Source organism: Rhodovulum adriaticum, assembly GCF_004345735.1.
In the GTDB taxonomy this organism is placed as follows: Bacteria; Pseudomonadota; Alphaproteobacteria; order Rhodobacterales; family Rhodobacteraceae; genus Rhodovulum; species Rhodovulum adriaticum.
On the sequence record NZ_SLXL01000002.1, the window covers coordinates 254,343 to 281,296 of the forward strand.

Here is a 26,954-nt window from a genome sequence, read left to right on the forward strand (position 1 = left end):
CCGCGATTATCTGCCTTTTGGCCCTGGGGGTCACACCGCACATGCCTCTTCGTCCGGGCGGCCCCCCGTATCGGGCTTTCCCCTGTGGCTGCTCTCGCCTAGGGTGCCCGACGGTACATGCTCTGCAAGGAGGCCCGGATGCCCGTACCCGAAGCCCTGACCGCGCTGGCGAAAATCCTAGGCGATCGGCTGAGCCGGTCCAAGTCCGATCTGGACCTGCACGGCCGGAACGAGACCTATTTTCCCTTTGCCCCGCCCGACGCCGTTGCCTATCCCGAAACTACCGAAGAGGTGGCCGCGATCGCGCGCATCTGTGCCCAGCATGACTGCCCGATGACAGGCTGGGGCGCGGGTACCTCGCTGGAGGGACACGCGTTGCCCGTCCGGGGCGGGATCAGCGTGGATTTCAGCCGAATGAACCGGGTGCTGCAGATCAATCCGCAAGACATGGATTGCGTGGTGCAGCCGGGCGTCACGCGCGAGGCGCTGAACCAGGAATTGCGCGCGACGGGGCTGTTCTTCCCGGTCGATCCGGGCGCGAATGCCAGCCTGGGCGGCATGGCCTCCACCCGCGCCAGCGGCACGACCGCGGTGCGCTACGGCACGATGCGGGACAACGTTCTGGGGCTGGAGGCGGTGCTGGCCGACGGCCGGGTGATCCGCACCGGCACGCGGGCGCGCAAATCCGCCGCCGGTTATGACCTGACAGGGCTGTTCGTAGGCGCCGAGGGCACGCTGGGTCTGATTACCGAGTTGACGCTGAAACTGCAGGGCCAGCCCGAGGCGATCTCGGCCGCGGTCTGCGCATTCGACGAAATCGGCCCGGCGGTGGAAACGGTGATCGAAACGATCCAGATGGGCATTCCGATGGCGCGGATCGAGTTCGTGGATGCCGCGACCGCAGCGGCGGTGAACGCCTATTCGGGGGCCAGCTTTCCCGAGATGCCGCACCTGATGGTGGAATTCCACGGCTCAGAGGCAGGCGTCGCCGAACAGGCGGAAAGCTTTGGCGCGTTGGTGGGCGAACATGGCGGTCACGGGTTCGACTGGTCATCCCGGCCCGAGGATCGCAATGCGCTGTGGACCATGCGGCACAACGCCTATTATGCGTGCCTCGCCACGCGCAAGGGCGCCACGGCGCTGGTTACCGACCTGTGCGTGCCGATCTCGCGCCTGGCCGAGGCGGTCGAGGAAACCCGCGCCGACATCGCCGCGGCCACCATCCCCGGGCCGATCCTGGGTCATGTGGGCGACGGCAATTTCCACGCGATCCTGCTGGTCGAACCGGGCAACACGGCCGAACTGGACGAGGCAAAGGCCCTTTCGCACCGGATGGTCGAACGCGCCCTGCGGATGGGCGGGACCGCGACCGGCGAACACGGGATCGGCATGGGCAAGCTGGGCTATATGGACAAAGAGCACGGGGCGGCCTGGGACGTGATGGGCGCGCTGAAGCAGGCGCTGGATCCCAACAACCTGATGAACCCGGGCAAGATGGTACGCCAGGGCTGAGGCCGGGACCGAAGGATTTTCACGAAAATCCTTCGGCTGAAAAATCTTTGCGAAGATTTTTCCCGCGCTGCGCGCGCGGATTTCCTGCGGAAATCCGAATGGGTATTTGGCCCAAGAAGAAGTTGGGTCAGGGCGCGAGCAGGGCACGGGCCGCGGCGCGGGCCTCTTCGGTGATGGTATCGCCTGACAGCATGCGCGCGATTTCGTCCACCCGCGCGGCGGCGTCCAGCGGCGTTACCGTGGACAACGTCATCCCGCCCGCCACACGTTTTTCCACGCGCCAGTGATGCGCCCCCTTGGCCGCGACCTGGGGCGAATGGGTGACGACCAGCACCTGCGCGGTTTCGCTGAGCGCGGCCAGCCGCCGACCCACCGCATCCGCCGTGGCACCGCCCACGCCCCGGTCGATCTCGTCGAAGATCAGCGTCAGCGGGCTGCTGCCGCGCGCCAGGCACACCTTGAGCGCCAGCAGGAAGCGCGACAACTCCCCACCCGAGGCGATCTTGTTCAACGGGCCGGCGGGGGCGCCGGGATTGGTCGCCACGGTAAAGGCCACCGCGTCGCAACCGCCCGGGCCGGGCTCGGCGGGCGTGATCCGCGTGGCGAAACTGGCCCGTTCCATTTTCAGCGGGGCCAGTTCCCCGGACATAGCCGCATCCAGGCGCATGGCGGCCTGGGCGCGGGCCTGGCCCAGGTCCGCGGCGGCGGCGTCATAGCTGACCCTGGCCGCGTCACGGGCCTTTTGCAGATCGGCCAGATCATGGGCGCCCGCGTCCAGCGCGTCCAGGCGCCCGCGCAGGTCATAGGCCAGCGTGGGCAGGTCGTCGGGCAACACGCCATGTTTGCGCGCCAGGGCACGGATCGCGAACAGGCGTTCCTCGGCCGCCTCCAGCGCGCCGGGATCGAAGGTCAGCGCCTCCTGGCACTCCTCGACCGCCTGTGTGGCCTCGCCCAGTTCGACCAGCGCACGGGACAAGGCCGCGACGGCCTCGTCCAGCCGACCGCCGACCCCCTCGGCCGCCCCTTCCAGCCAGCGCAGCGCATCGCCCATGCGGCCCTCGGCGCCCTCACCCGGCCCCAGGGCGGCGTGGGCGCGCACGATATCCTCTCGCACGCGCTCTGCGGCCTGCATCTCGCGGCGCCGGGCGTCCAGTCCGGCCTCTTCGCCCGGCTCGGGGGACAGGCGGTCCAGTTCCTCGACCGCGTGGCGCAGAAAATCCTCTTCGGCGCGCAGGGCGGCAAGGCGTTCCTCGGCCGCTGCCAGGGCGCTGTCGGCCTCGGCGCGGGCGCGCCAGGCGGCGCGGGTCGCGGCCAGTTGATCGTCCAGCCCGCCGAAGGCGTCCAGCAATGCCCGATGGCCGCGCGGGTTCAGCAGGCCCCGGTCATCCTGCTGACCGTGCAGTTCGACCAGCGTGTCCGACAGGGCGCGCAGCACCTCGCCGCTGGCGCGGCGGTCGTTGACCCAGGCGGTCTTGCGCCCCTCGGCGCTGTTGATGCGGCGCAGGATCAGCTCGTCACCCTCGGGCAGGCCGGCCTCTTGCAGGATGGTGCGGGCGGCGTGGCCGGCGGGCAGATCGAAAACGGCCGTGACCTCGCCCTGGGTCGCACCGGGGCGCACCAGTTCCGCCCGTCCACGCCAGCCCAGCACGAATCCCAACGCATCCAGCAGAATCGATTTGCCGGCGCCGGTTTCCCCGGTCAGCACGTTCAGGCCGGACTGGAACGACAGGTCCAGCCGGTCGATGATCAGCATGTCCCGGATGTCGAGACTGCGCAGCATCGGCGATGTCCCCCGGTCAGATCAGAGCCATTCGCCCTTGATCGTCTGGCGATAGACCGCGCGCAGCCAGCCGCTGCCCTTGGCCTCGGGGGACAGCCCCTGACCCTTGAGCAGATTGAAGCCGTCCTCGTACCACTCGGTGCCGCGGAAGTTGTGGCCCAGGATCGCGCCGGCGGTCTGTGCTTCGTCGTCCAGACCAAGGGCAAGGTAGCATTCGATCAGGCGATACAGCGCCTCGGCGGTCTGGGTGGTGGTCTGGAAATCCTCCACCACCACGCGGAAGCGATTGATGGCCGCGGTGTAATGCTGCCGTTTCAGGTAGTAGCGCCCGACCTCCATCTCCTTGGCGGCGAGATGGTTGAAGGCCAGGTCGAATTTCAGGATGCCCGAGCGCGCGTATTCGCTGTCCGGATACCGTTCGATCAGGGTGCGGAAGGCCTGCAACGCCTGGAAGGTCAGCCCCTGGTCGCGGCCCACCAGGTCGATCTGGTCGTAATAGCTGAGCGCCAGCAGATACTGGGCATAGGCCGCGTCCTGATCCGCCGGGTAGAAATCGATATAACGCTGTGCCGCGGCGCGCGCATCCTCGTAGTTGCGGTCGCGGTGATGCGCGTAGGCCTGCATGATAAGGGCGCGCTTGGCCCATTCCGAATAGGGGTACAGCCGTTCCACCTCGGCGAACAGCTCGGCGGCCTTTTCGGGGTCTTTCTTTTCTTCGAGCTCGAACTCGGCCTTGGTGTAGATCTCGGCCGCGGTAAAGCTGTCCAGCGGCGGCGGCTTCCTGGAGCCGATGCTGGAACAGGCCGCAACCAGGACAAGTGCCGCTACCGACCCGATCACCCGCGCACGCGTTCTGCCTGTTGCCATGTGCCCCTACCCCGTCTTATGCGCACCCGCTGCGGGCGGGCGCCTGCGCTGTCCTATCACAGAAATTTCGAGGGCAAAACGCCTTAACGCGGTCCCGGTCAGGCCACGGCCCGCAAGTCCGCAGGGCGCAGTCCCGCACCGGGCAGGCGCGAGGCCAGTTCCGGCGGGCAGGTCTGCAGCCGGAAGGCGCCCGGCGTAGCAAACAGCGCCCGCAACAGGCGGTTGGTCAGCGCGTGACCCGCACGGTGGCCTTCGTAACGGCCCAGAATCGGCGCCCCGGCCAGGGCCAGGTCGCCCAGGGCGTCCAGCATCTTGTGGCGGACCGGCTCATCGGGGTGGCGCAGCCCGCCCGGGGTCAGAATTTGCGCGCCCTCGACAACCACCGCGTTGTCCAGCGTGCCGCCCAGGGCCAGCCCCTGCGCCCGCATCGCATCCACATCGGCGTTGCGGCAGAAGGTGCGGCTGTCACACAGTTCGCGCACGAAGGTTCCGTTGGCCAGGGTCAGGCGTTTTTGCTGATGACCGATGGCGGCATCCGGAAAGTCGATCTCGAAATCGATTTCCAGCGAGTCGGCCGGGCTGAGTCGGGCCCGCGCCGCACCTTCGGTCACCTCTACGGTTTCGCAGATCCGCAGCACCCGAACCGGCGCGGCCTGACGGCGCAGGCCACGGGCAAGAAACGCCTCGACGAAAGGCGCGGCGCTGCCGTCCAGGATTGGCACCTCGGGGCCGTCGATTTCGATCAGCGCGTTGTGGATGCCGCAACCGGCAAGTGCCGCCATCACATGTTCCACGGTGGCAACGCTGACCGTTCCGTTTTCGAGCCGGGTGCACAGCGGGGTTTGCGCGACCGCATCCCAACGGGCCGGCACCAGCGCCTGATCGCCGTCGATATCCGTCCGCCGGAACCAGATGCCGAATTCCGCCGCCGCCGGATGAACGGTCATGCGCACCGGCCGCCCGCTATGCAGGCCTTGCCCCAGGAATCGAACCGCGGATTTCAACGTCGTCTGCAAATGCCACCTACCCGTCTGACCGGCGTCACTGTGCCAGCATGTTTGACTTAAATGTCGCAGGTCGCCCACTCAACTCAAAGATTGCAACGCTCTGAAACATCGCCCTTGCCATGTCGGCGGAAATCCGCCGCGCCTGCAATGCCTTGGTTTCATGTTGTTTTTTGCCGCCTAAAATGACAAGGGGACCGCTGTTACGATCCCCTTGTCCGTCACTGTTCGTGCGTGGCCGCAGCTTAGTTCGCCTGGCGCCGCAGGAAGGCCGGGATCTCGATCCGCTCCTGATCGGGATCGTATTCATCCTCTTCCGGTTGGACCGCGGCACGGCTGCTGCCATGCAGCGGCGGTTGCTGGCGCAACGGCTGGGCGCCGCGTTCGGACGTTTCGGCGTGCCCGGACATCCGGTTGATGAGCGAGCCGATACGGAACTTCTTCTCGCTTGCCCGGTCCTCGGCGGGGGCCGCTGCGGGCGCCCCGGCGGATGCCTTGGGCGCCTTTTGCACGGCAGCGCGCAGCCGCTCCAGCGCCTCGGGCGAGGGCGTGCCGGGCGCGCGCGGGCGCGGCGCGACAAAGGTCTCCGGCTCCGGCTCGGGGTCCATCATGTCGTCGGCGGCATAGGCCGGCGGCGGCAGGTCGTCCCCGGCGGCGCCGTAGATCTCTTCCTCGGGCTCGCCGGCGGTGGCCGGATCGAAACCGCCAAAGAGCGTGGGTTCCTGCATTGCGGGTTCGGGGTCGGCGGCGAATTCCGCGGCGACCGGCTCGACCGGCGTTTCGACGGGGGCTTCGGCCTCGGGCTGGGGACGCGACAGCGGCTCGCGCAGGGGGCGGCGGGCCACCGGCACGTCTTGCGCCATTTCCCGGGCATCGATCCCGGTGGCGACGACCGACACGCGCATCGACCCCTCCATATCCGGGTCGAGGGTGGAGCCGACGATGATATTGGCATCCGGGTCGACCACGTCGCGGATGCGGTTCGCGGCCTCGTCCAGCTCGAACAGGGTCAGATCGTACCCGCCGGTGATGTTGATCAGCACGCCACGCGCACCGTTCAAGCTGACCTCATCCAACAGCGGGTTGGCAATCGCCTTCTCGGCGGCCTGCACGGCGCGCTCTTCGCCGCTTGCCTCGCCGGTGCCCATCATGGCCTTGCCCATCTCGTCCATCACCGCGCGCACGTCGGCAAAGTCCAGGTTGATCAGGCCGGGCCGCACCATCAGGTCGGTCACGCCCTTGACGCCCTGGTACAGAACGTCGTCGGCCATGGAAAACGCCTCGGTAAAGGTGGTCTTTTCGTTAGCCAGCCGGAACAGGTTCTGGTTGGGAATGATGATGAGGGTATCAACCACCTTTTGCAGGGCTTCGACGCCGGCCTCGGCCTGGCGCATGCGTTTTGCGCCCTCGAACTGGAAGGGCTTGGTCACCACGCCGACGGTCAGAACCCCCAGTTCGCGCGCGGCCTGCGCGATGATGGGGGCCGCACCCGTGCCGGTGCCCCCGCCCATCCCCGCGGTGATGAAGCACATGTGAGAACCGGCAAGGTGATCGACGATTTCCTCGATCGTTTCCTCGGCGGCGGCGGCGCCGACCTGCGGACGGGCGCCTGCGCCCAGCCCCTCGGTCACCTTCACGCCGATCTGGATGCGGGCCTGCGCGTTGGATTGCTGCAACGCCTGCGCATCGGTGTTGGCGACGACGAATTCCACACCTTCAAGGTGCTTTTCGATCATGTTGTTCACGGCGTTGCCACCGGCGCCGCCAACGCCGAAAACCGTGATCCGGGGCTTGAGCTCGTCATGCTCGGGCATCTGGAGATTCAAGGTCATTCGATTTGTCCGCCTGCTGTCTCGGTTGTGGCGCGCCGGCCAGGGTTCCCCATATTTTGCGTTATCCTACGCAACAGCCCCCGGATCGTCACGAAAAAAACACCCAATTCCTACAAAATCTGCCGCGTTTCCCCCGTCTTTTCGCGGGATTTCGCCGATCACACGACATATTGGGTCTACCAGTTATCCTTGAACCATCGCACCGCCCGCTTGAGCGATCGCGCCGGGTAGCGCTCGGGGGCGATGTCGAAGTCCCACCATTCGTCCTGCGGATGGGCCGCGAACAGGCACAGGCCCACCGCAGCCGCAAAGCCCGGCCCCGTGGCCGATTGCGGCAGCCCCTGCACGCGCAAGGGCCGGCCCAGGCGCACCTGCTGGCCCAGGATACGCGCGGCCAGCGCGTCCAGCCCGGGGATCTGGCTGCCCGCGCCGGTCAGCACGATCTGGCGCGCGGGCAGATGTTCGAAGCCCGCCGCATCCAGCCGGGCGCGCACATCTTCCAGGATCTCTTCCACGCGCGGGCGCATGATGCCGATCAGTTCGGCCCGGCTGACGGTGCGGCTGTCGCGCTCGTAATCGCCGCTGTCGCCGCCCAGGCCGATCATCTCGCGGTCATCCATGCCGGTGGCAACCACGCCGCCATAGAGGGTCTTCAACCGCTCGGCGGTGGCCAGCGGCACCTGCAACCCCTTGGAGATATCCGAGGTCACATGATCGCCGCCCAGCCGCACGCTGTCGGCATAGATCATGTGCTTCTTGATAAAGATCGACAGACCCGTGGCGCCCCCGCCCATGTCGATACAGGCGGCGCCCAGTTCCTGCTCGTCCTCCACCAAGCTGGAAATCCCAGCGACATAGGCAGAGGAGGCCAACCCGGCCAGTTCCAGGTCACAGCGATGGATGCAATGGGCCAGGTTCTGCACCGCGCTTTCATCTACGCTGAGCAGATGCATGTCGCAGGCCAGCCGGTTGCCGATCTGCCCGCGCGGATCGCCCAGCCCGCTGCGGTGATCCAGCGCGAAATTCACCGGCTGCGCGTGCAGCACCTCGCGGTGCGGGCCGATCTCGGGCATCTCGCAGGCGGCCAGCACGCGGGCCACATCCGCGGCCCCCACCTGCCCCTCGGCCAGATCGATCGCCCCTTCCAACCCGTAAGAGCGCGGCTCTGCCCCGGAGAAGCAGGCGATGACGTGATCCACCCGCACGCGGGCCATCTTCTGCGCGCCCTGAACGGCGGTTCGGATCGCGCGCTCGGCCTCTTGCATGGCATGGATCTCGCCGAAACGCACCCCGCGCGAACGCGTGGTCGCCGCCCCGATCACCCGGAACCGCGACTGCCCGGCCAGCGCGCCGATCCCCTCTACGCCCGCGGGTTCGGCCCCGTCGAAACGCAGCACAAGGCAGGCAATCTTGGAACTGCCCACATCCAGGATCGCGATCACCCCGCGATCCATCGCCTGTTGCCGCATCTTCCGCATCGCCCGCTGCGACTGGTAGAGATCGGTCATCCCTCGCTCGCTCCTGCCTGAAGTCTTCTTATCCGTTTCAATTCGTCCACCGCGCCCTCGGCCAGCCGCAGGGTGGGCCGGTTGGGGTTGCGCATATCCACCGCCAGCACGTCGCGCGCCAGCATGTCGGACACATGATCCAGCGCGATCACGCGTTCCAGCGACACCAGCGCGCCCGTTTCGGGCAAAAGGATGCGCTGGCCGCGATCCAGCACCACGTCCCAACGCCGCTCGCCTACCCGCACAAGTCCGCGCAGCCGCGCCGACAGGGGCGCCGCGGCCGCGATCAGCGCCAGCGCCTCGGGCACGGCGGCATCGGCGCCTTTACCCGCGATCAACGGCAGATCCGGGCGCGCGGCCCGCTGTTCCAGATGCGCGACGCGGCGGCCCTGACGATCCAGCATTTCCAGCCCGGCCTCACCGCGCCAGACCACGGCGGGCACGCGTTCCTGCACCGCCACCTCCAGGATACCGCCGGGGCGCACCCGCAGGTCGGCGGCCTTCACCGCGTCCAGCTCTTGCACCACCACGCGCATCGCCTTCAGATCCAGATCAAAGGACGACACCGGGAAATCCAGCGCAAGGACTTCGCGGATATCTGCGCGCAGCTCGTCCGACCCGCCCTTAATCGTCATCATGCCGACCATGAATTCCGGGCGGCTGACGATCTGGTCGCGCAGGGCGGCAATCTCGGTCCCGATCGCGGCGCGGCGCGCGTCGTCGGCGAACCAGACCGCCGGCAGCGCCACCAAGAACGCCAGCGGCATCCCCCGAAACAGTGCCCGGCGGAACAGCGGCGTCAGCCACAGCCGCTGCACCCGATACGCCAGACGGGAAGGTGCCGGATCGCGCGCCGGATTGCTCATCGCGCACATGAGGCATCCTCCACGATCCAGCGGCACAGTGCCCCAAAGGACATCCCGCACTGCGCCGCCTGTTCCGGCGACAGCGAGGTCGGCGTCATCCCCGGCTGTGTGTTGGTTTCCAGCAGCACCAGCCCGTCCAGGCCGCGCGCCTCATCCCAGCGGAAATCCGTGCGGCTCAGCCCGCGGCACCCAAGCGCGCGATGCGCGCGCACGGCATAATCCAGACAGGCATCGAAAACATCGGCGGGAATGTCGGCGGGCACGACATGGCGCGAGCCGCCCGCCTTGTACTTCGCGTCGTAATCGTACCAGCCGTCGGTCAGGATGTCGGTCACGGTCAGCGCCCGGTCGCCCATCACGGTCGTCGTCAACTCGCGGCCCGGGGCATAGGCCTCGACCATCACCACGTCGGGCATCTCTTCGCCCATCTGCGGCGGCGCGTTCGCGGCGTCCTGCACGATATGTATTCCGACCGAGGAGCCCTCGTTGTTCGGCTTGACGACATAGGGGGGCGCCATAACATGACGTGCGGCGGCCTCTTCGCGGGGGGCCAGAATGCTGTCCACAATGGGCAGGCCCGCATCGCGATAGGCCTGTTTGCTGCGCTGCTTGTCCATCGCCAGGGCCGAGGCCAGAACGCCCGAATGGGTATAGGGCAGGCCCAGCCATTCCAGCAGCCCCTGCACGCAGCCATCTTCGCCCCAGCGGCCATGCAGCGCGTTGAACACCACGTCGGGCGCACAATCGGTCAGGCGCGCGGGCAGGTCTGCCTGCGCGTCGATCTCGATCACATCGAAGCCTTCGCCCCTGAGTGCGGCCGCGCATTCACGCCCGGAAACCAGCGACACCTCGCGCTCGGTCGAGGGTCCGCCTTTCAGAACCGCAATCCTGGGGGCTGTCCTGCTCGACTCGCCCGCCACTGTCTTGCCTCATGTCGGGGGTTTGGCCCCCTTGGGATCAATCATCTTTCGGGGCCGGTTCGCCGACCCTCATGATTTCCCACTCTAGCCGTATTCCGGTCTCTTGAAAAACTCTTTTTCGGACCTCTTCGCCCAGTCCCTCCAGGTCGGCGGCCGTCGCGCCACCCGCGTTGATCAGAAAGTTGGAGTGCTTTTCGGACATCTGCGCACCGCCCTGCCGCGCACCGCGCAGGCCCGCATCGTCGATCAGTTTCCACGCCTTCAGGTCATGGCTGTCATCGGCCCGCCCCGTCGAACTGAACCCCGCCGGGTTGCGAAAGGTCGATCCGGCAGAACGCTCTTTCGTGGGCTGGGTGGCGTCGCGTTTGGCCAGTTGCTCGGCCATCACGGCCTCCAGCACCGCCGGGTCGCCCGCAGGCCCCTGCAAGGTGGCCTCTACAATCACCGTCTCGGGGGCAAGATCGGTCTCGCGGTAGCGAAAGGCCAGATCGTCCGCCGTCAACGTCACCACCTGCCCCACCCGCGTCACCGCGCGGGCCGAAACAAAGGCGTCAGACACATAACGCCCATAGCAGCCGGCGTTCATCCGCACCGCCCCGCCAATGGCGCCCGGGATCGTGCGCAGAAAGGTCAGGTCGATGCCCGCCGCCGCCGCGCGACGCGCCACATGCGCGTCCAGCGCCGCCGCCCCGGCGGTCACGCAACCATCCGCAACCGAAATCCCGTTGAACCCGCGGCCCAACCGGATCACCACGCCGCGCAACCCGCCGTCGCGCACGATCAGGTTTGAGCCCACCCCCATCGGAAAGACCGGCACATCCGCGGGCAGCGCCCGCAGGAAATCGGCCAGATCCTCGATATCGGCGGGTTGGAACAGCCAGTCGGCCGGGCCGCCGACGCGCAGCCATGTCAAATCGCACAGCGCCTTGCCGCGTGTCAGGGTGCCGCGCACGGGCGGCATCTGGGCTATTTCCGGGGTCCGATCCATGCCCCAAGCGCATAGAGCAGCAACGACAGAACCGCAACGCCCGCCCATGACAGCAGCACCGCCCCCGGCGTCACGCTGGCATGATCCTGCCCCGCAACCTGCGCCCGCAGCGCCACCCAGACCAGGCAGGCCGCCGCGGAATAGCCGCCCAGCACCATCGCCAACGACCGCCCGGCCCGGTGCAGCCCATGATCCAGCGCCGCATAGGCAACCAGCGGCGCGGCGGCCCACAGCATCCAGGCCAGCAGAACAGCCAGCCCGCTCACTCGGTCTCGCGGCGCAGCGCGCCAATCACCCGCAGCCTGAGCCAACGGCCGAAATACATCAGCGGCCAGCGCAGCACCGAGGCCCCGCCGGCCAGCGCCACCAGCCCCCAGAACGGCCCGTTCTGGTAGGTGACGAACCCCAGCAGCGGGATGCCCACCGCGATCAGCCCATAGGCCGCGGGCCAGTGAATCCGGCTGGGCATCATGCCGATCGCGGCGGCGACAACGGCCCAGAGACAGGCCAGCACCAGTGAAAGGGTCATCGCGTTTCCTCCTTTCCCAGGACACGGCGCAAAAGGCCCGCAAGGGGCCGGCGAAACAGCGACAGCACGGCCAGTGCGGCCACCACAGCGCCATGGGTCACCGCCAGCCAGCCCACCACCCCAGGCGCGGCCAGCAGCAACAGCCCGCCGGGCAGGTATTGCAGCCGCATCGGCAGGAACGCCACCGCCGAGGCCGCCAGCGCCCACAGGCACGCCGCTGTCAGCGCCGCGCTCATGCCAGCCCCGCCAAGGACAGGGCCAGCGCGCCCAGGGCGGTGACCAGGCCCAGCCACGGCACCGCCATCGGCACCCGGAACGGGGCCCGCTCCTCGCGCCGCTTCAGCCGGATCAGCGACAGGTTGACCAGCGCGAATACGGCCAGCAACAGGCCCGACGTGGCCCCGGCCAGAACCGCCACCGGCAGCACCAGCGCCCCCGCGATCACCACCGCGCCCACCAGGACCGTCGCCAGAACCGGCGTGCCGAACCGCGGATGCGCATGGTGAAAGGTGGCCAGCGCCGGTTCGCGCCGACCCACGCCGAACAGGACGCGCGCCGCCATCACGATCTGGGCCAGAACCCCGTTCAACGCCGCAAAGACCGCGATCAGCGACAGGAAGGCCGGGTCGCCCCCGGTGCCCCGCGCCCAGACCAGCGCCAGCGGCCGTTCGGTCGCGGCAAGATCGGCCACCGGCACGGCCCGCACCGCAGCGATGGCCACCAGCCCATAAACCAGAGAGGTCAGAACAAGCGCGCCGATGATCGCGCGCGGCAGGGTGCGCGCGGGGTCGGAAACCTCTTCGGCCATGTTCACGATGTCCTCGAACCCGATGAAGGCAAAGAACGCCAGCAACGCCCCCAATGCCAGCCCCGTTGCGGGCACCGGCGGCGGCGCGCTCCAGTCAGCCACCGGCACGGCCTGCCAGCCCGCATAGACGACCAGCGCCAGCCCGATCAGCTCGACAACCGTAAAGACGGCGGCCAGCGCCAAGCTTTCCAGCACGCCCAGCACCGCCACGGCGACCAGCGCCGCGCCCATCGCGACCAGCGCCACGGCAAAGGGCACCGGCACCACCGACACCAGATAGCCCGTGCCGCCCCGCAACACCGCCGCGGCCGAAATCGTGCCTGCCGCGACGATGGCCAGCCCGACCGTGACCGACAGCCAGTGCAGGCGCAGACCCTGCGCGATATAGGCGGCCTCGCCCGCGGCCTCGGGGATGCGGGTGGACAGTTCCGCATAGGACAACGCCGAGGGCAGCGCGATCAGCCCGGCCAGCAGGAACGCCACCGGCGCCCAGACCCCGGCCGCCCCGGCCACCGCCCCGGTCAGAACGTAGATCCCCGCCCCGACCATCACGCCCACACCATAGGCCGTCAGCAACCATGGGCCGATCCGGCGTTTGAGGGCTTCGGTCATCCACCCAGCCCCCACATGTTCCCCGAGCCGATTTGGGTAAAGGCCTCCGTCAGCCAGTTGGTCCCTTCAGAACCCATCTCCTGCAAGGCATCGACACCCTTGTCGATCCTCGACAGCTTGTCTCCAGTCCGCGCTACCTTGTCGAGAAAGCCCTTGGCCTCCTCCGGTGTTGCTGGGGCAAGTTTGGCGCGGCTCATCTCTCGGGCACCGCGGGGCACAATCGCCAACATGAAATACCAGGCGTTGCGCCGGGCCTCGTCGTCGGCCGCCTCGTCCAGAATGGTCAACAAGGCGGTCTGCGTGGCAACCTGCAAAAAGCCCTCGCTATCCGCACCAAGCCCCGCCAACAGCCGCAGCGCGGCGAGCTTTTGGTCCTGCGACACCAATTGCAGCCGAACGGCAAGGCGTTTGCGCTCCATCTCCACGACCGAGGGCGCGGCCACCGCAATGTCCTCGCGCAGCGTTTGCAAACCGTCGATAAGCCGCTCCACCGCACCTTCGTTCGGGAACCCCTCTCGGTGGGCGGTTCGTTCAAACTCTTTCTGGGCGTGGCGCAAGCTGTCGAAAAGCTGATGCGGATCGGTCGCATGGCGACGCAGATCGCGGCGCAAATCAGCAACAGCAGGGGCAAGAGCGGTGCTCATCTGCTGGCCCAGCCGGTTCGCCGACCTGTCACGACGGCAGCGGGCAGTGAAATCCTTCAGTGCTTGCCGGATTCTGCCAACGACCTCGGAAAGGTCCACCTCCTCGGCCGGAACGGAATACAGAACACCCTTTCGCGGTCTTGCTAACACACGCAGTCCGAAAGGGGTTTCGTCGATGATGTCCTGCGCTCGCTGTTCCCCCTGCAACCGCGCGATTTCGCGTGCGATACGGTCCGGGCTGGCCCACAGGTCGTTGCCCTCGGCGTCCTTGTCCAGCAGGGCGATCCGGCGCAGCAGGGGCCAGCGGTCCTCTGTTCCGTTCAGGGCGCGTTGATACCAGTCGCTCCAGAAGCCCCAGGGCGGCGCCCCGCCGGGCGGAAATTTTTCGCGCAGGGGGGACCAGAGGTGTTCCAGCGGCGGCCGGTCGTCATGCCACAACGGTCGGGCCATCAGCGCCGCACTATCGCCCGCCAGCGCACAATCCCGTCGGAGTGCCGCCCATGCGGCGGTGGCGGCGGCGGCGGTGGCGGCGGTGGCGTAGGCGGTGGCGGCGGCGGCGCGGGCGGCGGTGGCGGCGGCGGCGGCGCGGGCGGCGGCGGCGGCGGTGGCGTAGGCGGTGGCGGCGGCGGCGCGGGCGGTGGCGGCGGCGGCGGCGGCGGCGGCGCGGGCGAGCCAATTCCTGACATCTGCGGCCTCTGCGTTCGCAAACGCCGCAGATGTCAACAGTGCACGGCAAACCGGCAGCGCGGTCAAATCACGTTCGCGCGCCCACGCGGCGCTGTCGACCTCTGCCCACCAGACCGGCAGCACCCGCATCGCCGCGCGGTGGGCCAGCGCGACCATGGTCTGACGCGGCAATGCCTCCTGCTGCAACCAGGCCTTGAAGCTGTCCCGATCCTCGATCTGCGCGATGTCGATCTTCTTCGCCATGGCTGCCGCCCGCCTATTCCAGCCGCTTGGGCAGGTTGTTCGCCCAGGCCGAAATCGTGCCCGCACCCAGGCAGACCACCATGTCGCCCGGGCCCGCCTGTTCGCGGACCAGCCGCTCCAGGTCGTCCTCGCAGCGCAGGGCACGAGCGTTGCGGTGGCCGTGGCGGATCAGGCCTGCGACCAGGTCGTCGCGGCTGGCGCCCTCTATCGGGGTCTCTCCGGCGGCGTAGACCTCGGCGATGCCCACCACGTCGGCATCGTTGAAACAACTGCAGAACTCTTCGAACAGGGAATGCAGGCGGGTATAGCGGTGCGGCTGGTGCACGGCGATGACGCGCCCCTTGGTCGCCTGTCGTGCGGCACGCAGGACGGCGGCGATTTCCACCGGGTGGTGGCCGTAATCGTCGATGATGGTGATACCGTTCACCTCTCCCACCCGGGTAAAGCGGCGGTTGACCCCGCCGAAACCGGCCAGGGCTGCGCGGATTTCATCCCCGGTCATGCCTAGGTGCCGGGCCACGGCGACGGCGGCCAGGGCGTTGGACACGTTGTGATCGCCCGGCATCGGCAGGGTGCAGCCCGCGATCACCTTGCCTTCGGCCTGCAGGGCCACATCGAAATGGGCGATGCCGTTTTCATAGCTCAGGTTCGTGGCGCGCACATCCGCCTGCGAGTTGAAGCCGAAAGTCACCACCTTGCGGTCGGTGACCCGGCCCACCAGCGCCTGCACCTCTGGGTGGTCGGTGCAGCATACGGCCAGCCCGTAGAAGGGGATGTTCGACACGAAATCGTAGAACCCCTGACGCAGCGCGTCGAAGCTGCCCCAATGTTCCATATGCTCGGGGTCGATATTGGTGACGATGGCGATGGTGGCGGGCAGGCGGTTGAAGGTGCCGTCGCTTTCGTCGGCCTCCACCACCATCCATTCGCCCTCGCCCATCCGGGCGTTGGACCCGTAGGCGTGGATGATGCCGCCATTGATGACCGTGGGGTCGATCCCGCCTGCATCCAGCAAGGTGGCGACCATGGTGGTAGTCGTGGTCTTGCCATGGGTGCCAGCCACCGCGACGTTCGATTTCAGGCGCATCAGTTCGGCCAGCATCTCGGCCCGGCGGACCACCGGCAGGCCGTGCGCGCGGGCGGCATCCAGTTCCGGGTTGCCCGGCTTGATCGCCGAGGAAATCACCACCACCTCGGCGCCGGTCAGGTTTTCCGCCCGCTGCCCCTCGAAGATCGTTGCGCCCAGATCGGCCAGCCGCTTGGTGATCGCGCTGGATTTCAGGTCCGATCCCTGCACGGTGTAACCCAGATTCAGCAGAACCTCAGCGATGCCGGACATGCCGATGCCCCCGATCCCAACGAAATGGATCGGCCCCACATCAATGGGAAGTTTCGTCGCCGCGTTCATGCCTCGCCCCCTTGTCCTGCCAATGCCTCGACGATCTGGGCCAGGGATTCGGCCGCCTGCGGGCGCCCGCAGTCCAGCGCCGCGCGCGCCATTTGCAACGCACCGTCGGGCTGGCCCAGAACCGTGGCGATCTGGTCCGAAAGCGCGGACACGTCAAGGCTGGATTCGGGGATCAGGATCGCGGCGCCTGCCTCGACCAGGCCACGGGCGTTGGCGGTCTGGTGGTCCTGCGTCGCATACGGATAGGGGATCAGGATCGACGGCCGCCCGATCACCGAGATATCCGCGATAGAGGACGCACCGGCCCGGCTGATGACAAGTTGCGCCTCGGCCAGGCGGGCGGGAATATCGTCGAAGAAGGGGCGCACATCGGCCTCTACCCCCGCTTGCGCGTAGGCACTCACCACGCGATCCACATCCTCGGCCCGGGCCTGGTGCGACACCCGCAGGTTCCGCCGGATCGCATCGGGCAGGGCCGCGACGGCGGCCGGCACGTTGTCCGACAGCGCCCGCGCACCCTGACTGCCACCGATGGCCACCAGCCCCATCGGGTAATCGCCCGGCGGGATATAGGGGGCGCCGGAACGCTCCAGCACGGCGGCGCGCACGGGGTTGCCGACATGCATCCCCTCCACCCCCTCGGGCAGGTCGGTGGGCCAGGTGCCGCAGGCCAGCGCGTGCACCCGCTTGGCGTACAGCCGGTTCACCTTGCCCAGCACGCCGTTCTGTTCGTGAATCATCCGCGGAATGCGCAGCGCGATGGCCGCCGACAGCGCCGGGAAGGACGGATAACCGCCAAAGCCCGCCACCACCGCGGGACGGTCGCGGCGCAGCCGCAGGATTTCCGCCGCCACACCAGCGCCCAGCCGGAACGGCGCCGCCGCGCGCGACAGCACACCCCCGCGTGCGGGGCTTTCGGCGGCCACGCGCTGGATCGCCACCGCATCGGGAAAGCCGCCCGCATAGCGCGCACCGCGTGCATCCGTGGACAGCGTCACCCGCCAGCCGCGCGCCAGCATGGTTTCGGCCAGGGCCTGGGCGGGAAACATGTGCCCGCCGGTGCCACCTGCGGCAATGACCAGCAGCGGCGCGCTCATGCCCGTCCCCCACGGCGCAACAGATCGCCGATTTCGCCCTGCGGCCGGGTCCGCGTCAGCGCCAGCAGCGCCCCCAGGGCGATCCCGCTGGCAATGATGGACGACCCGCCATAGCTGACAAAGGGCAGCGTCATGCCCTTGGCCGGCAACAGCTTGACCGCGACGCCCATGTTGATCAGCGCCTGCACCCCGAAACTGCAGGCCAGCCCCGTGCCCGCCAGGCGGATGAAGCCGTCGCGTTCCCGCGTCAACCGATACAACGCGCGCAGCACCACCGTCAGGTACAACGCGATGATCGCCAGCACCAGGATCAGGCCGTATTCCTCGGCCGCGACGGCGATGATGAAATCCGTATGCGCGTCGGGCAGCGACCATTTCACCTGGCCCTCGCCCACGCCGACACCGAAGATCCCGCCCTCCTGGATCGCGTTGACCGCATAGCCCAGCTGGGTGCGCGGATCGATCTCGGGGCTGAGGAAACCGTCGATGCGGCGCGCGAAATGTTCCGAGTTCTGGTAGGCAACCACGCCTGCGAACACCACCGCACCCGCCAGTCCCACCAGCAACACCAGCGAGGCCCCGGCGACGAAGTACATCACGCCCCAGGCAAACAACACCAAAGCGGCCTGCCCGAAATCGGGCTGCATCGCCAGGAACGCCACCACGACCAGCGCGACCGCCAGCGAAATCGTCCGCCCCGGCGGGCCGTTCACCTCTTGCCCTGCGGCCATCAGCCAGGCAGCCAGCACCACGAAGGCGGGTTTCAGGAATTCCGAAGGCTGAACGCTGGCAAAGCCCAAGCTGTACCAGCGCACCGCACCCTTGCCGAAATCGGTGCCCAGAATGGGCAACAGCGCCAGCGCCACAAAGGCGGCGGCGAACCCGACCACGCCCGCCCGGCGCACCAGGTCCGGCGGCATCGTCGACACCACCAGCATCGCCACCAGCGCGGCAACGCCGAACACCGCCTGCCGCTCGACATAATGAAAGGCATCGAACCCGTTCTTTTCGGCCAGCGGCGGCGAGGCCGCCAGCCCCAGCAGCATCCCCACCCCGAAAAGCAGCAGAATGCAGGAGATCGACCACTTGTCCACGGTCCGCCACCAACGTGGCAGAACCGGCTCCCCCGCCCGTATGGGCGCGGTGCCATAGACCATCTCAGTCATGGGCTCTCCGCTCGATTGCCTCAAATTGGGCCCGTTTGCCGGGTCTCTGGGCAAAGTGTAACGCCAAACCCGCCCCGGCGCCAGTCAAGATGGACCGGCGCCGGGCGGATCGGCTGCGGATCAGATCACCAGAACGTCCAGCGGCGGGAAGCCGTTGAAGCCGACCGACGCATAGGTCGAGGTATAGGCCCCGGTGTTGCGGATCACCACGCGGTCACCCGCGCGCAGGCCCAGCGGCAGTTGCACCGGGCGCTTTTCATACAGCACGTCCACGCTGTCACAGGACGGGCCCGCCAGGATGCAGGGGCCGGTCGGTTCGTGGTCGCGCTCGGTCACCAGGGGATAGCGGATCGCCTCGTCCATGGTTTCGGCCAGGCCGGAAAACTTGCCGATATCCAGGTAGACCCAGCGATAGGCATCCGTGTCGGATTTCTGCGAGACCAGCACCACCTCGGCCGCGATCGCGCCCGCCTCGGCCACCAGGCCACGGCCCGGTTCGGCCATCAGGCGCCGCACGTTGCCGAACCGCGCATCGACCTGCGCCATCACCTGCGCGGCATAGGCGGCAGGCGCCTCGACCGGCTCGCCATACCCGGCGGGGAAGCCGCCGCCGATATTCAGCAGGTCCAGGTCGAACCCCTCGGCGCGCAGCGCGTGCCACAGGCGGGCCACGTCATCCAGAACCGGCCCCCACATGGACGCCCGGCGCGTCTGGCTGCCAACATGGAAAGACAGACCCACCGGGCGCAGCCCGGCACGCAACGCGCGCGCCATCAGCGGGCCGGCCTTTTCCGGGGCGCAGCCGAACTTGCGGCTCAGCGGCCAATCGGCCTCGGGCGCGCTGGCCAGAACGCGGATATAGACCTCGGCGCCCGGCGCATGCTCGGCCAGTTTGTCGATCTCTTCCTCGGCGTCGGCGGCAAACAGCGTGATCCCCGCGGCATGGGCAAAGGCGATGTCCGAGGCGCGCTTGATGGTGTTGCCGAAAGAGATCTCCGACGGCGCGGCCCCGGCGCCCAGGCACAGCTCGATCTCGGCGCGCGAGGCGGCGTCGAAACGGCAGCCTTCGGCGGCCAGCCGGGCCACCAGTTCGGGCGCGGGATTGGCCTTGACCGCATAATGGATCGCCGCCCGCCCCAGGCCTGCGCGCAGCGCGTGAAAGCGCGCCACGACCTCGCCCGCATCGATCACCAGGGTCGGCTGGTCGAAACGGTGCTGGCGGATATACGCCTCGGCGCGGCCGGGCGACGGGATATCGGTGCGGCCGAGGATCTCGGCTTGCGTAGCGTACATGGTCATCTCCAATAGACCTGACGGGCGGGTCGGCCCGGTTCCAAGGGAGACGTTACCGTCGCTACTTAACCCTCGCAGGGGCCAGAGGCGCGTGCGTTGGCGTCCGTGTGCGCGCACATAGGGCCGCACCTGAGTCGGTGCAAGACCAAATCCCGGCAACGTTCAATTTTTCCACGGCCTGCCCGGAAACGCAGCACTCCGGCGCATGGCGCAGGTTGGGCCTTCTTCTTGGAAAAAATACCCATGGCGGCGTCCTTTCAACCGGGAAGGCCGTGATAGGCTGGGCGCGACACCAACAAAGGAGGCAACACCATGAAGGTCGGTATCGTCGGGGCAGGCATGGTGGGCAGCGCCGCGGGCTACGCGCTGGCCCTGAACGGGGCGGCCAGCCGTATCGCGATCGTGGATCGCAACCGCGATCTTGCGGTGGCCCAGGCCCAGGACATCGCCCATGCCGTGCCCTTTGCCCATGCCGCCACGACCGTTGAGGCTGGCGATTACGACGTTCTGCAGGACGCGGGCGTGGTGATCTTGGCCGCAGGCGTGGGCCAGAAACCGGGCGAAAGCCGGCTGGACCTGCTGGCCCGCAACGCCGAGGTCTTTGCCCAGGTGATCGGTGCGGTGCGCGCCGCCGCGCCGCAGGCGATCCTGCTGGTCGCGACCAACCCGGTAGACGTGATGACCCATGTCACCACGCGCCTGTCGGGGCTGGCCCCGGGGCGCGTGATCGGATCGGGCACCATTCTGGACACCGCGCGATTTCGCAGCCTGCTGGCCGGGCATCTGGGCCTGGCGCCGCATTCGGTGCATGGCTACGTGCTGGGCGAACATGGCGACAGCGAGGTTCTGGCCTGGTCCAGCGCCCGGGTGGGATCCGAACCGCTGGCCTCGGTCGCGGCGCAACTGGGCGCCGCCATCACCGGCGAGGTGCGCGCCCGGATCGACGACGGCGTGCGTCGCGCGGCCTATCGCATCATCGCGGGCAAGAGCGCCACGAATTACGGCATCGGTGCGGGGCTGGCCCGGATCGTGCGCGCCATCGCGCAGGACGAACGGGCGGTCCTGTCGGTGTCCATGTGCACCGACGAAATCGCCGGGGTGCGCGACGTGGCGCTGTCGCTGCCCCGCGTTCTGGGCGCCGAGGGGATCGGCGCAACCCTGGTGCCCGAACTGAACCCCGAGGAAACCGCCGCGCTGGCCGCCAGCGCCGGGCTGTTGCGCGAAACGGCTGACGCGTTGGCGATCTGAGCGGCGTTAGGCGCCCAAGGTCTTCTCGACCTCGGCGATGAAATCCGCGCCCCGCGCCTCGAAGCTGTCATACTGGTCGAAACTGGCGGCAGCGGGCGCCAGCAGCACGGTCTCGCCCGTCTCTGCCTCTTGCGCGGCGCGGGCCACGGCGGCGGCCATCGTGGTGCAAACCTCGTGGGGGATGTCCTTCAGGTGCAGGGCAAAGCCTGCGGCCTCGCGCCCGATGACATAGGCCTTGGCGACATGACCCAGATGCGGGGTTAGCGCGCCCAGCCCGCCCTCTTTCTCCAGCCCGCCGCAGATCCAGCGGATGCGCGGAAAGGCGGCCAGGGCCATCGCCGCGCTGGCCGCATTTGTCGCCTTGGAATCGTTGACAAAGCGCACCCCGTCCCGTTCGGCCACCACCTGGCTGCGGTGCGGCAGACCGGCAAAGCTGTGAAACGCCGCCTCGATCTGTTTCGGGCCCAAGCCCAGGCAGCGCGCGGCGGCAAAGGCGGCGCAGGCATTCTGGTGGTTATGGGCGCCGGGCAGGCCCGCGATGGTGCGCAGGTCGATACTGGCCATCTGCCGCCCCTTGCGCCATTCCGACAGGAACCCCTTGCGGGCAAAGACCGACCAGCCCGGCCCCGACAGCTTGCCCCCAGCCGAAATGCGGATCACCCGGTCATCCCCCGGCCCCATCGCCATCTGGTTGGCCAGGAAACGGCCCTCATCCTCGTCCACGCCGATGATCGCGCGGTCCGGCCCCCCCTCGGAAAACAGGCGCCGCTTGGCCGCGAAATAGCCCCCCTGCCCGCCATGCCGATCCAGGTGGTCGGGCGAAAGGTTGGTAAAGACCGCGATATCGGGGGTCAGCGCGCGCGCCAGGTCCGTCTGATAGCTGGACAGCTCCAACACCACCACCCCGCCATCGCCCGGCGGGTCGATATCCAGCACGCCCCGGCCGATATTACCGGCCAGTTGCACCGCGCGGCCGGTGGCGCCGATCACATGGGCAATCAGCGCGGCGGTGGTGGATTTCCCGTTGGACCCTGTGACCGCGATCACCCGCGGGGCCGTATCGAAATCGTCCCACCCCGCCGTCGCAAACGAGCGGAAGAACAGGCCGATGTCGTTATCCACCGGCACACCGGCGGCCCAGGCGGCCGCGATAACGGGATTCGGGGCGGGATAGAGATGCGGGATGCCGGGGCTGACGATCAGCGTGGCCAGCCCGTCCAACGCCCCGGGGCGGGTCAGGTCGGAAACGGCGATCCCCTCTGCCGCGGCGCGTTCCCGCGCGGCGGCGTTGTCGTCCCAGGCCAGAACCTCGGCCCCGCCGGCACGCAGCGCGCGCGCCGCCGACAGGCCCGACCGCCCCAGCCCCAGCACGGCCACGCGCGCCCCGTCATATCCGTGCACCGGAATCATGTACGCCCCCTTGCAGCATCGCCGGGACGATGCCGCCGGGGGCGTTCCGATGCAAGCCGGGCCGCGCGGCCCGCCGTTACAGGAAGTAGTGCCAGGCCAGCATCATCGTCGGCACAAAGGCCGCAAGGAAGACAAAGGCCTGCGCCGTGATCCGGTTGCCGCCCATGCGCCGCGCCGCGCCGGTGACCACCGGGAACAGCAGGATCAGCCCGATCAGGATCGGGAATATCTGGGTGAAGATCGGCGCGCAGTTCTGCGGCTGGGCAAAGTTCGCCTCGCAATAAGGCACGAGGTGATCGGAGAACATCACCGCTTCCAGCATCAGAAAGGCGAAGAACGCCCAGACGCCGTAGGGCGGAATGCCGCTCCAGTATTTGAGTTTCACGTCCGGCGTGACCGCGTGCAACTCGGGGCTGACCCAGGCATTGTCGGCCTGCGGCGCCTCTGCCCCGGCTGCGCTGTCGCTGGCAAGGTTCATCTGCATGTCACTGTCTCCCGCTGCCCCTCAGCGGACCTTGAGCGTCGCCAATCCGATCAGGGCGAGGATAAGGCTGATGATCCAGAACCGAATCACGATCTGGGGTTCCGCCCATCCTTTCTTCTCGAAATGGTGATGGATCGGAGCCATCAGGAACACGCGTTTTTTTGTCGCTTTGTAATAGGCGACCTGAATGATGACCGACAACGCCTCGACAACGAAGATCCCGCCGACGATGGCCAGGACGATTTCGTGCTTGGTGGCCACCGCGATCGCCCCCAGTGCGCCCCCCAGCGCCAGCGACCCGGTATCGCCCATGAACACGGCCGCCGGTGGGGCGTTATACCACAGGAATCCCAGCCCCCCGCCGATCAGACCGGCGCAAAAGATCAGAATCTCGCCGGTGCCGGGCACGTAATGCACGTCCAGGTATTCGGTGAAATCGACACGCCCCACCGCATAGGCGATCACGCCCAGCGTTCCGGCGGCGATCATCACCGGCATGATCGCCAGCCCGTCCAGCCCGTCCGTCAGGTTCACCGCGTTGGCAGAACCCACGATCACCAACATGGCGAAGGGCACAAAGAAGACGCCCAGATTGATCAGGGTATCCTTGAAGACGGGCAAGGCCAGTTGATAGCTCAGCTCGTCGGGGTGGACGAAGGCCGCCCAGAAACCGGCAAGCGCCGCGATCAGCAGACCCAGGCCGAACCGGACCCGGCCCGGCACCCCCTTGGCGTCGTTGCGGGACACTTTCGCATAGTCGTCGGCAAAGCCGATAGCGCCGAAGGACAAGGTCACGAACAGCAGCATCCAGATATAGGCCGTGTCCAGACGCGCCCAAAGCAGGGTGGAAAAGATCAGTGCGCCCAGGATCAGCACACCGCCCATCGTGGGCGTGCCGGCCTTGGTTTCCAGGTGGCTCTGCGGGCCGTCCTCGCGGATGGGCTGGCCATTTCTCTGTTTGCGCTTCAGCAGGTTGATCAGCGGACGCCCGAACAGAAAGCCGAAGATCAGCGCCGTCAGGAACGCCCCCCCGGCCCGGAACGTGATGTAGCGAAACAGGTTGAAGGCCCCGCCCCCATCGGACAGGTCGGCCAGCCAATACAGCATTATTCGGGATCCTCCTGCGGTGCCGGGACCGCTTGTCCCAATTTCTTGAGGGCGTCAACCACGGCAGAGACGCGACTGCCCTTTGAGCCCTTGACCAGCACCACGTCGCCGGCATCGACCATGTGATGCACCTTATCGGCCAGCGGCTCGGCCTCGTCGAACCATTGGCCGCGTTTCTTCAACGGCAGGGCGAAGTAGAGCGCCCGCATCCGCGGCCCGACGCAATGGACCAGGTCCACCTGCGCCATCGCAGGCAGGTCCGCCAGCCCGGCATGCAGGCCTTGTTCGTCGGGGCCCAGTTCCAGCATGTCGCCCAAGATCGCGATACGCCGGCCACGGGCCACCCGGCCAACACCGTCCTGCGGGCGGGCGGCGGCCAGCACCTCCAGCGCGGCGGCGACAGAGGCGGGGTTGGCATTGAAGGCGTCGTCGATCACCTCGACCATCATCTGGTCCTCGACCACATCCAGGGCGATGCGCAGCCGCGCACCGCGCCCGGCGGGCGGAACCCAGCCGGCCAGGTCGCAGGCCGCGACCGCACCGTCGATCCCGAGGCTTTCGACCGCGGCGAGGACGGACAGCGCGTTCATCGCGAAATGCCGTCCCGCGCTCTGGATCTTGAACAGCAGATCCTGCCCCGGCGCGCGGGCCTGCACGACCGTGGACGCCGCATGAATTTCGATCCCGAGCAGCCTGAAATCACAGCCATCTTCCTGACCGAAGGTCACACTTTTCGCCGCGTATTCGCGGGCGGCGGCGGCCAGGATCGGGCTGGTTTCCAGATCGGCGGGGTAGATTGCCGCGCCCCCCTCGGCCAGCCCTTCGAAGATCGACGCCTTTTCCCGCGCGATCCCGGCCAGATCGTCGAACGCCGCCAGATGCGCCGGCGCGATGGTGGTAATCAGGGCCACATGGGGCCGGGCCAGCCGGGTCAGCGGCGCGATTTCGCCGGGGTGGTTCATGCCGATCTCGACCACGGCAAAGGCGGCATCGCGCGGCAGGCGCGCCAGGGTCAGCGGCACACCCCAATGGTTGTTGAAACTGGCCTCGGCGGCATGCACGCGGCCCTGCCCGGCCAGCACGTGGCGCAGCATTTCCTTGGTCGAGGTCTTGCCGACTGAGCCGGTCACCGCCACCACGCGCGCGCCCGTGCGGTCGCGCCCTGCGCGGCCAAGCGCCTGCAATGCAAGAAGGACATCGTCAACGATCAAGAGCGGCGCATCGTCCGCCACCCCCTCTGGCACGCGCGACACCAGCGCGGCCGCAGCCCCCGCAGCCAACGCAGCGGCCACGAATTCATGGCCGTCGCGCCGATCCTTTAGCGCGACGAACAAATCGCCGGGGGCCAGGCTGCGCGTGTCGATTGAAACCCCGCTGGCCTGCCAGTCGCAGGTGGCGCGCCCGCCCGTCGCGGCGGCGGCCTCGGCCGCGGTCCAAAGCGTGCTCATGTCATTCTCCCGTCCAGGGCTGCAACCGCAACGCTGGCCTGTTCGCGATCATCGAAGGGAAAGACATCCTCGCCCACGATCTGGCCGGTTTCATGCCCCTTGCCCGCGATCAGCAGCGCATCGCCCGGCTGCAGGGTATCGACGGCGCGCAGGATGGCCTCGGCCCGGTCGCCGATTTCGATCGCGTCGGGACAACCTTGCAGGATTCCTGCACGAATCTCGGTCGGGTCTTCGGATCTGGGGTTGTCGTCTGTCACATATACAACATCCGCGCCCTCTGCCGCGGCCTGCCCCATCAGCGGGCGTTTGCCGCGGTCACGGTCGCCCCCGGCGCCGAACACCACCACGATCCGCCCCAGCACATGGGGCCGGAGCGAGGCCAGCGCCGCAGAAAGCGCGCCAGGCTTGTGCGCGTAATCGACGAACACGGTCGCCCCATTGTCGCGCGTTGCGGCCAGTTCCATCCGGCCATGCACGGTGACAACCTCGGACAGCAGCGGAAAGACCTGCGCAGGCGGGGTGCCGGTGGCGATGACCAGACCGGCGGCGGCCAGCACGTTTTCGGCCTGAAACCCGCCGATCAGGTCCAGCCGGGTCAGATGCGGCACGTCGTTCCAGCAAAACCGCAGGGTCTGCCCGGTCGCATCGAAGCGCTGGCCAAGGATGCGCAGATCGGCGCCGTCGCCGCTGCCGATGGTCAGAACCTCTTGGCCGCGGGCCTGGGCGATGGCGTGCATCTGCATGCCGCGTTCGCCGTCGATATTGATGACGGCGACCGCGTCGGGCGGCAACACCCGGTCGAAAAGTCCGGCCTTGGCCGCGAAGTATTCGTCGAACCCGGCGTGGTAATCCAGGTGGTCCTGGCTGAAATTGGTGAAGGCTGCGGCACTCAGCGTCACGCCATCCAGTCGGCGCTGATCCAGCCCGTGGCTGGAGGCCTCCATCGCGGCGTGGGTGACACCGGCGGCGGTCATCTCGGCCAGCATGCGGTGCAGGGTGATCGGCTCGGGCGTGGTATGGGCCAGCGGCGCGGTCCAGGCCCCTTGCACGCCCATCGTGCCGATATTGCACGCGGCCAGGCCCAGACGGTCCCACATCTGCCGCGTGAAACTGGCGACCGAGGTCTTGCCCGAGGTGCCCGTGACCGCAACGGCAGTTCCCGGTTGCGCGCCGAAAAACAGCGCCGCCGCACCGGCCAGCGCCTGGCGCGGATCCTCGGCCACGACCAGCGCGGCATCCGAGGCGGCCAGTTCACCGGCGGCGATCTCTGCCCCCTTGCGGTCGGTCAGGATCGCAGCGGCGCCCATGCGCAGGGCATATTGAATGAACTCTCCGCCATGGACCCGGCTGCCCGGCAGGGCTGCGAACAGGTGGCCCGGCTTGACCGCGCGGCTGTCCACCGACAGCCCGGTGATCGCGGAGTCCGCCCCGCCGCGGGCCTGCAACCCCAACGCCGAGAGTGTCGTTTGCTGCCCTGTCATGCCTTGTGCCCC

The 26,954-nt window shown here is 68.1% G+C and carries 24 protein-coding genes; 2 read left to right on the top strand and 22 right to left on the bottom strand.

Annotated features, from left to right (window positions below; translation table 11 throughout):
- The first annotated feature begins 138 nt into the window (after window positions 1–138).
- Window positions 139–1,512 carry an FAD-binding oxidoreductase gene (locus EV656_RS04655; protein WP_132600065.1) on the top strand — a complete coding sequence of 458 codons (1,374 nt, stop codon included), beginning with the start codon at window positions 139–141 and terminating at the stop codon, window positions 1,510–1,512.
- 127 nt (window positions 1,513–1,639) lie between these two features.
- Here the strand turns inward: EV656_RS04655 and recN are convergent, their stop codons facing one another.
- The 17 genes from recN to EV656_RS04745 all read right to left on the bottom strand — a co-directional run bounded on the left by recN (window position 1,640) and on the right by EV656_RS04745 (window position 19,770).
- Window positions 1,640–3,292 carry a DNA repair protein RecN gene (gene recN, locus EV656_RS04660; RefSeq protein ID WP_132600068.1) on the bottom strand — a complete coding sequence of 551 codons (1,653 nt, stop codon included), beginning with the start codon at window positions 3,290–3,292 and terminating at the stop codon, window positions 1,640–1,642.
- Between the two features lie 21 nt (window positions 3,293–3,313).
- Entirely contained in the window at window positions 3,314–4,159 is an 846-nt protein-coding gene (locus tag EV656_RS04665) for an outer membrane protein assembly factor BamD (RefSeq protein WP_132600071.1), read from the bottom strand.
- 98 nt (window positions 4,160–4,257) lie between these two features.
- Window positions 4,258–5,175 (bottom strand): UDP-3-O-acyl-N-acetylglucosamine deacetylase, encoded by a 918-nt coding sequence (gene lpxC, locus EV656_RS04670; protein WP_132600074.1) that lies wholly within the window; start codon window positions 5,173–5,175, stop codon window positions 4,258–4,260.
- Window positions 5,176–5,408: 233 nt separating this feature from the next.
- Entirely contained in the window at window positions 5,409–6,995 is a 1,587-nt protein-coding gene (ftsZ, locus tag EV656_RS04675; RefSeq protein ID WP_132600077.1) for a cell division protein FtsZ, read from the bottom strand.
- A 176-nt stretch (window positions 6,996–7,171) separates the two neighbouring features.
- Window positions 7,172–8,503: a cell division protein FtsA gene (ftsA, locus tag EV656_RS04680; protein ID WP_132600080.1), complete on the bottom strand. Its 1,332-nt coding sequence runs from the start codon at window positions 8,501–8,503 to the stop codon at window positions 7,172–7,174.
- Complete coding sequence (locus EV656_RS04685; protein WP_306666787.1) at window positions 8,500–9,369, bottom strand: cell division protein FtsQ/DivIB; 870 nt, start codon at window positions 9,367–9,369, stop codon at window positions 8,500–8,502. The genes ftsA and EV656_RS04685 overlap by 4 nt, the downstream gene beginning before the upstream one ends.
- Entirely contained in the window at window positions 9,366–10,256 is an 891-nt protein-coding gene (locus EV656_RS04690; protein ID WP_132600910.1) for a D-alanine--D-alanine ligase, read from the bottom strand. The genes EV656_RS04685 and EV656_RS04690 overlap by 4 nt, the downstream gene beginning before the upstream one ends.
- 70 nt (window positions 10,257–10,326) lie before the next feature.
- Window positions 10,327–11,250 (bottom strand): UDP-N-acetylmuramate dehydrogenase, encoded by a 924-nt coding sequence (gene murB / locus EV656_RS04695; RefSeq protein WP_132600086.1) that lies wholly within the window; start codon window positions 11,248–11,250, stop codon window positions 10,327–10,329.
- Between the two features lie 5 nt (window positions 11,251–11,255).
- Window positions 11,256–11,543, bottom strand: a complete 288-nt coding sequence (locus EV656_RS04700) for a hypothetical protein (RefSeq protein WP_132600089.1) — start codon at window positions 11,541–11,543, stop codon at window positions 11,256–11,258.
- A complete protein-coding gene (locus tag EV656_RS04705; RefSeq protein ID WP_132600092.1) occupies window positions 11,540–11,806 on the bottom strand; it encodes a DUF2484 family protein in 267 nt (88 codons plus the stop codon). Before EV656_RS04705 ends, EV656_RS04700 begins: the two co-directional genes overlap by 4 nt.
- Complete coding sequence (locus tag EV656_RS04710) at window positions 11,803–12,042, bottom strand: DUF2484 family protein (RefSeq protein WP_132600095.1); 240 nt, start codon at window positions 12,040–12,042, stop codon at window positions 11,803–11,805. The genes EV656_RS04705 and EV656_RS04710 overlap by 4 nt, the downstream gene beginning before the upstream one ends.
- Window positions 12,039–13,226 carry an APC family permease gene (locus tag EV656_RS04715; protein WP_132600098.1) on the bottom strand — a complete coding sequence of 396 codons (1,188 nt, stop codon included), beginning with the start codon at window positions 13,224–13,226 and terminating at the stop codon, window positions 12,039–12,041. The genes EV656_RS04710 and EV656_RS04715 overlap by 4 nt, the downstream gene beginning before the upstream one ends.
- Window positions 13,223–14,800, bottom strand: a complete 1,578-nt coding sequence (locus tag EV656_RS16715; protein ID WP_207899544.1) for a hypothetical protein — start codon at window positions 14,798–14,800, stop codon at window positions 13,223–13,225. Before EV656_RS16715 ends, EV656_RS04715 begins: the two co-directional genes overlap by 4 nt.
- A 13-nt stretch (window positions 14,801–14,813) precedes the next feature.
- Complete coding sequence (gene murC / locus EV656_RS04730) at window positions 14,814–16,208, bottom strand: UDP-N-acetylmuramate--L-alanine ligase (RefSeq protein WP_132600104.1); 1,395 nt, start codon at window positions 16,206–16,208, stop codon at window positions 14,814–14,816.
- Window positions 16,205–17,305 (bottom strand): UDP-N-acetylglucosamine--N-acetylmuramyl-(pentapeptide) pyrophosphoryl-undecaprenol N-acetylglucosamine transferase, encoded by a 1,101-nt coding sequence (locus EV656_RS04735; protein WP_132600107.1) that lies wholly within the window; start codon window positions 17,303–17,305, stop codon window positions 16,205–16,207. Before EV656_RS04735 ends, murC begins: the two co-directional genes overlap by 4 nt.
- A complete protein-coding gene (ftsW, locus tag EV656_RS04740) occupies window positions 17,302–18,471 on the bottom strand; it encodes a putative lipid II flippase FtsW (RefSeq protein WP_132600110.1) in 1,170 nt (389 codons plus the stop codon). The genes EV656_RS04735 and ftsW overlap by 4 nt, the downstream gene beginning before the upstream one ends.
- 120 nt (window positions 18,472–18,591) lie before the next feature.
- On the bottom strand, window positions 18,592–19,770 hold the full coding sequence (locus EV656_RS04745; protein WP_132600113.1) for a type III PLP-dependent enzyme: 1,179 nt from the start codon (window positions 19,768–19,770) through the stop codon (window positions 18,592–18,594).
- Between the two features lie 306 nt (window positions 19,771–20,076).
- Between EV656_RS04745 and EV656_RS04750 the strand changes: the two genes are divergently transcribed.
- Entirely contained in the window at window positions 20,077–21,012 is a 936-nt protein-coding gene (locus EV656_RS04750) for an L-lactate dehydrogenase (protein WP_132600116.1), read from the top strand.
- Window positions 21,013–21,018: 6 nt separating this feature from the next.
- Here EV656_RS04750 and murD read toward each other — a convergent pair whose 3' ends face one another.
- The 5 genes from murD to EV656_RS04775 all read right to left on the bottom strand — a co-directional run bounded on the left by murD (window position 21,019) and on the right by EV656_RS04775 (window position 26,942).
- A complete protein-coding gene (murD, locus tag EV656_RS04755; RefSeq protein ID WP_132600119.1) occupies window positions 21,019–22,422 on the bottom strand; it encodes a UDP-N-acetylmuramoyl-L-alanine--D-glutamate ligase in 1,404 nt (467 codons plus the stop codon).
- Between the two features lie 76 nt (window positions 22,423–22,498).
- A complete protein-coding gene (locus tag EV656_RS04760; RefSeq protein ID WP_132600122.1) occupies window positions 22,499–22,906 on the bottom strand; it encodes a hypothetical protein in 408 nt (135 codons plus the stop codon).
- A gap of 21 nt (window positions 22,907–22,927) precedes the next feature.
- Entirely contained in the window at window positions 22,928–24,013 is a 1,086-nt protein-coding gene (gene mraY, locus EV656_RS04765; RefSeq protein ID WP_132600125.1) for a phospho-N-acetylmuramoyl-pentapeptide-transferase, read from the bottom strand.
- Entirely contained in the window at window positions 24,013–25,461 is a 1,449-nt protein-coding gene (locus EV656_RS04770; protein WP_132600128.1) for a UDP-N-acetylmuramoyl-tripeptide--D-alanyl-D-alanine ligase, read from the bottom strand. The genes mraY and EV656_RS04770 overlap by 1 nt, the downstream gene beginning before the upstream one ends.
- The gene (locus EV656_RS04775; protein ID WP_132600131.1) at window positions 25,458–26,942 is read right to left on the bottom strand and encodes a UDP-N-acetylmuramoyl-L-alanyl-D-glutamate--2,6-diaminopimelate ligase; all 1,485 of its coding nucleotides are present in this window, start codon (window positions 26,940–26,942) and stop codon (window positions 25,458–25,460) included. Before EV656_RS04775 ends, EV656_RS04770 begins: the two co-directional genes overlap by 4 nt.
- Window positions 26,943–26,954 lie beyond the last annotated feature (12 nt).

Bases quoted from the DNA above. Each gene is read 5' to 3' on its own strand.
- EV656_RS04655 (WP_132600065.1), top strand. From the start codon at position 139: ATGCCCGTACCCGAAGCCCTGACCGCGCTGGCGAAAATCCTAGGCGAT.
- recN (WP_132600068.1), bottom strand. From the start codon at position 3,292: ATGCTGCGCAGTCTCGACATCCGGGACATGCTGATCATCGACCGGCTG.
- EV656_RS04665 (WP_132600071.1), bottom strand. From the start codon at position 4,159: ATGGCAACAGGCAGAACGCGTGCGCGGGTGATCGGGTCGGTAGCGGCA.
- ftsZ (WP_132600077.1), bottom strand. From the start codon at position 6,995: ATGACCTTGAATCTCCAGATGCCCGAGCATGACGAGCTCAAGCCCCGG.
- ftsA (WP_132600080.1), bottom strand. From the start codon at position 8,503: ATGACCGATCTCTACCAGTCGCAGCGGGCGATGCGGAAGATGCGGCAA.
- EV656_RS04685 (WP_306666787.1), bottom strand. From the start codon at position 9,369: ATGAGCAATCCGGCGCGCGATCCGGCACCTTCCCGTCTGGCGTATCGG.
- murB (WP_132600086.1), bottom strand. From the start codon at position 11,250: ATGCCGCCCGTGCGCGGCACCCTGACACGCGGCAAGGCGCTGTGCGAT.
- EV656_RS04705 (WP_132600092.1), bottom strand. From the start codon at position 11,806: ATGACCCTTTCACTGGTGCTGGCCTGTCTCTGGGCCGTTGTCGCCGCC.
- EV656_RS04710 (WP_132600095.1), bottom strand. From the start codon at position 12,042: ATGAGCGCGGCGCTGACAGCGGCGTGCCTGTGGGCGCTGGCGGCCTCG.
- EV656_RS04715 (WP_132600098.1), bottom strand. From the start codon at position 13,226: ATGACCGAAGCCCTCAAACGCCGGATCGGCCCATGGTTGCTGACGGCC.
- EV656_RS16715 (WP_207899544.1), bottom strand. From the start codon at position 14,800: ATGGCGAAGAAGATCGACATCGCGCAGATCGAGGATCGGGACAGCTTC.
- murC (WP_132600104.1), bottom strand. From the start codon at position 16,208: ATGAACGCGGCGACGAAACTTCCCATTGATGTGGGGCCGATCCATTTC.
- EV656_RS04735 (WP_132600107.1), bottom strand. From the start codon at position 17,305: ATGAGCGCGCCGCTGCTGGTCATTGCCGCAGGTGGCACCGGCGGGCAC.
- ftsW (WP_132600110.1), bottom strand. From the start codon at position 18,471: ATGACTGAGATGGTCTATGGCACCGCGCCCATACGGGCGGGGGAGCCG.
- EV656_RS04745 (WP_132600113.1), bottom strand. From the start codon at position 19,770: ATGACCATGTACGCTACGCAAGCCGAGATCCTCGGCCGCACCGATATC.
- EV656_RS04750 (WP_132600116.1), top strand. From the start codon at position 20,077: ATGAAGGTCGGTATCGTCGGGGCAGGCATGGTGGGCAGCGCCGCGGGC.
- murD (WP_132600119.1), bottom strand. From the start codon at position 22,422: ATGATTCCGGTGCACGGATATGACGGGGCGCGCGTGGCCGTGCTGGGG.
- EV656_RS04760 (WP_132600122.1), bottom strand. From the start codon at position 22,906: ATGCAGATGAACCTTGCCAGCGACAGCGCAGCCGGGGCAGAGGCGCCG.
- mraY (WP_132600125.1), bottom strand. From the start codon at position 24,013: ATGCTGTATTGGCTGGCCGACCTGTCCGATGGGGGCGGGGCCTTCAAC.
- EV656_RS04770 (WP_132600128.1), bottom strand. From the start codon at position 25,461: ATGAGCACGCTTTGGACCGCGGCCGAGGCCGCCGCCGCGACGGGCGGG.
- EV656_RS04775 (WP_132600131.1), bottom strand. From the start codon at position 26,942: ATGACAGGGCAGCAAACGACACTCTCGGCGTTGGGGTTGCAGGCCCGC.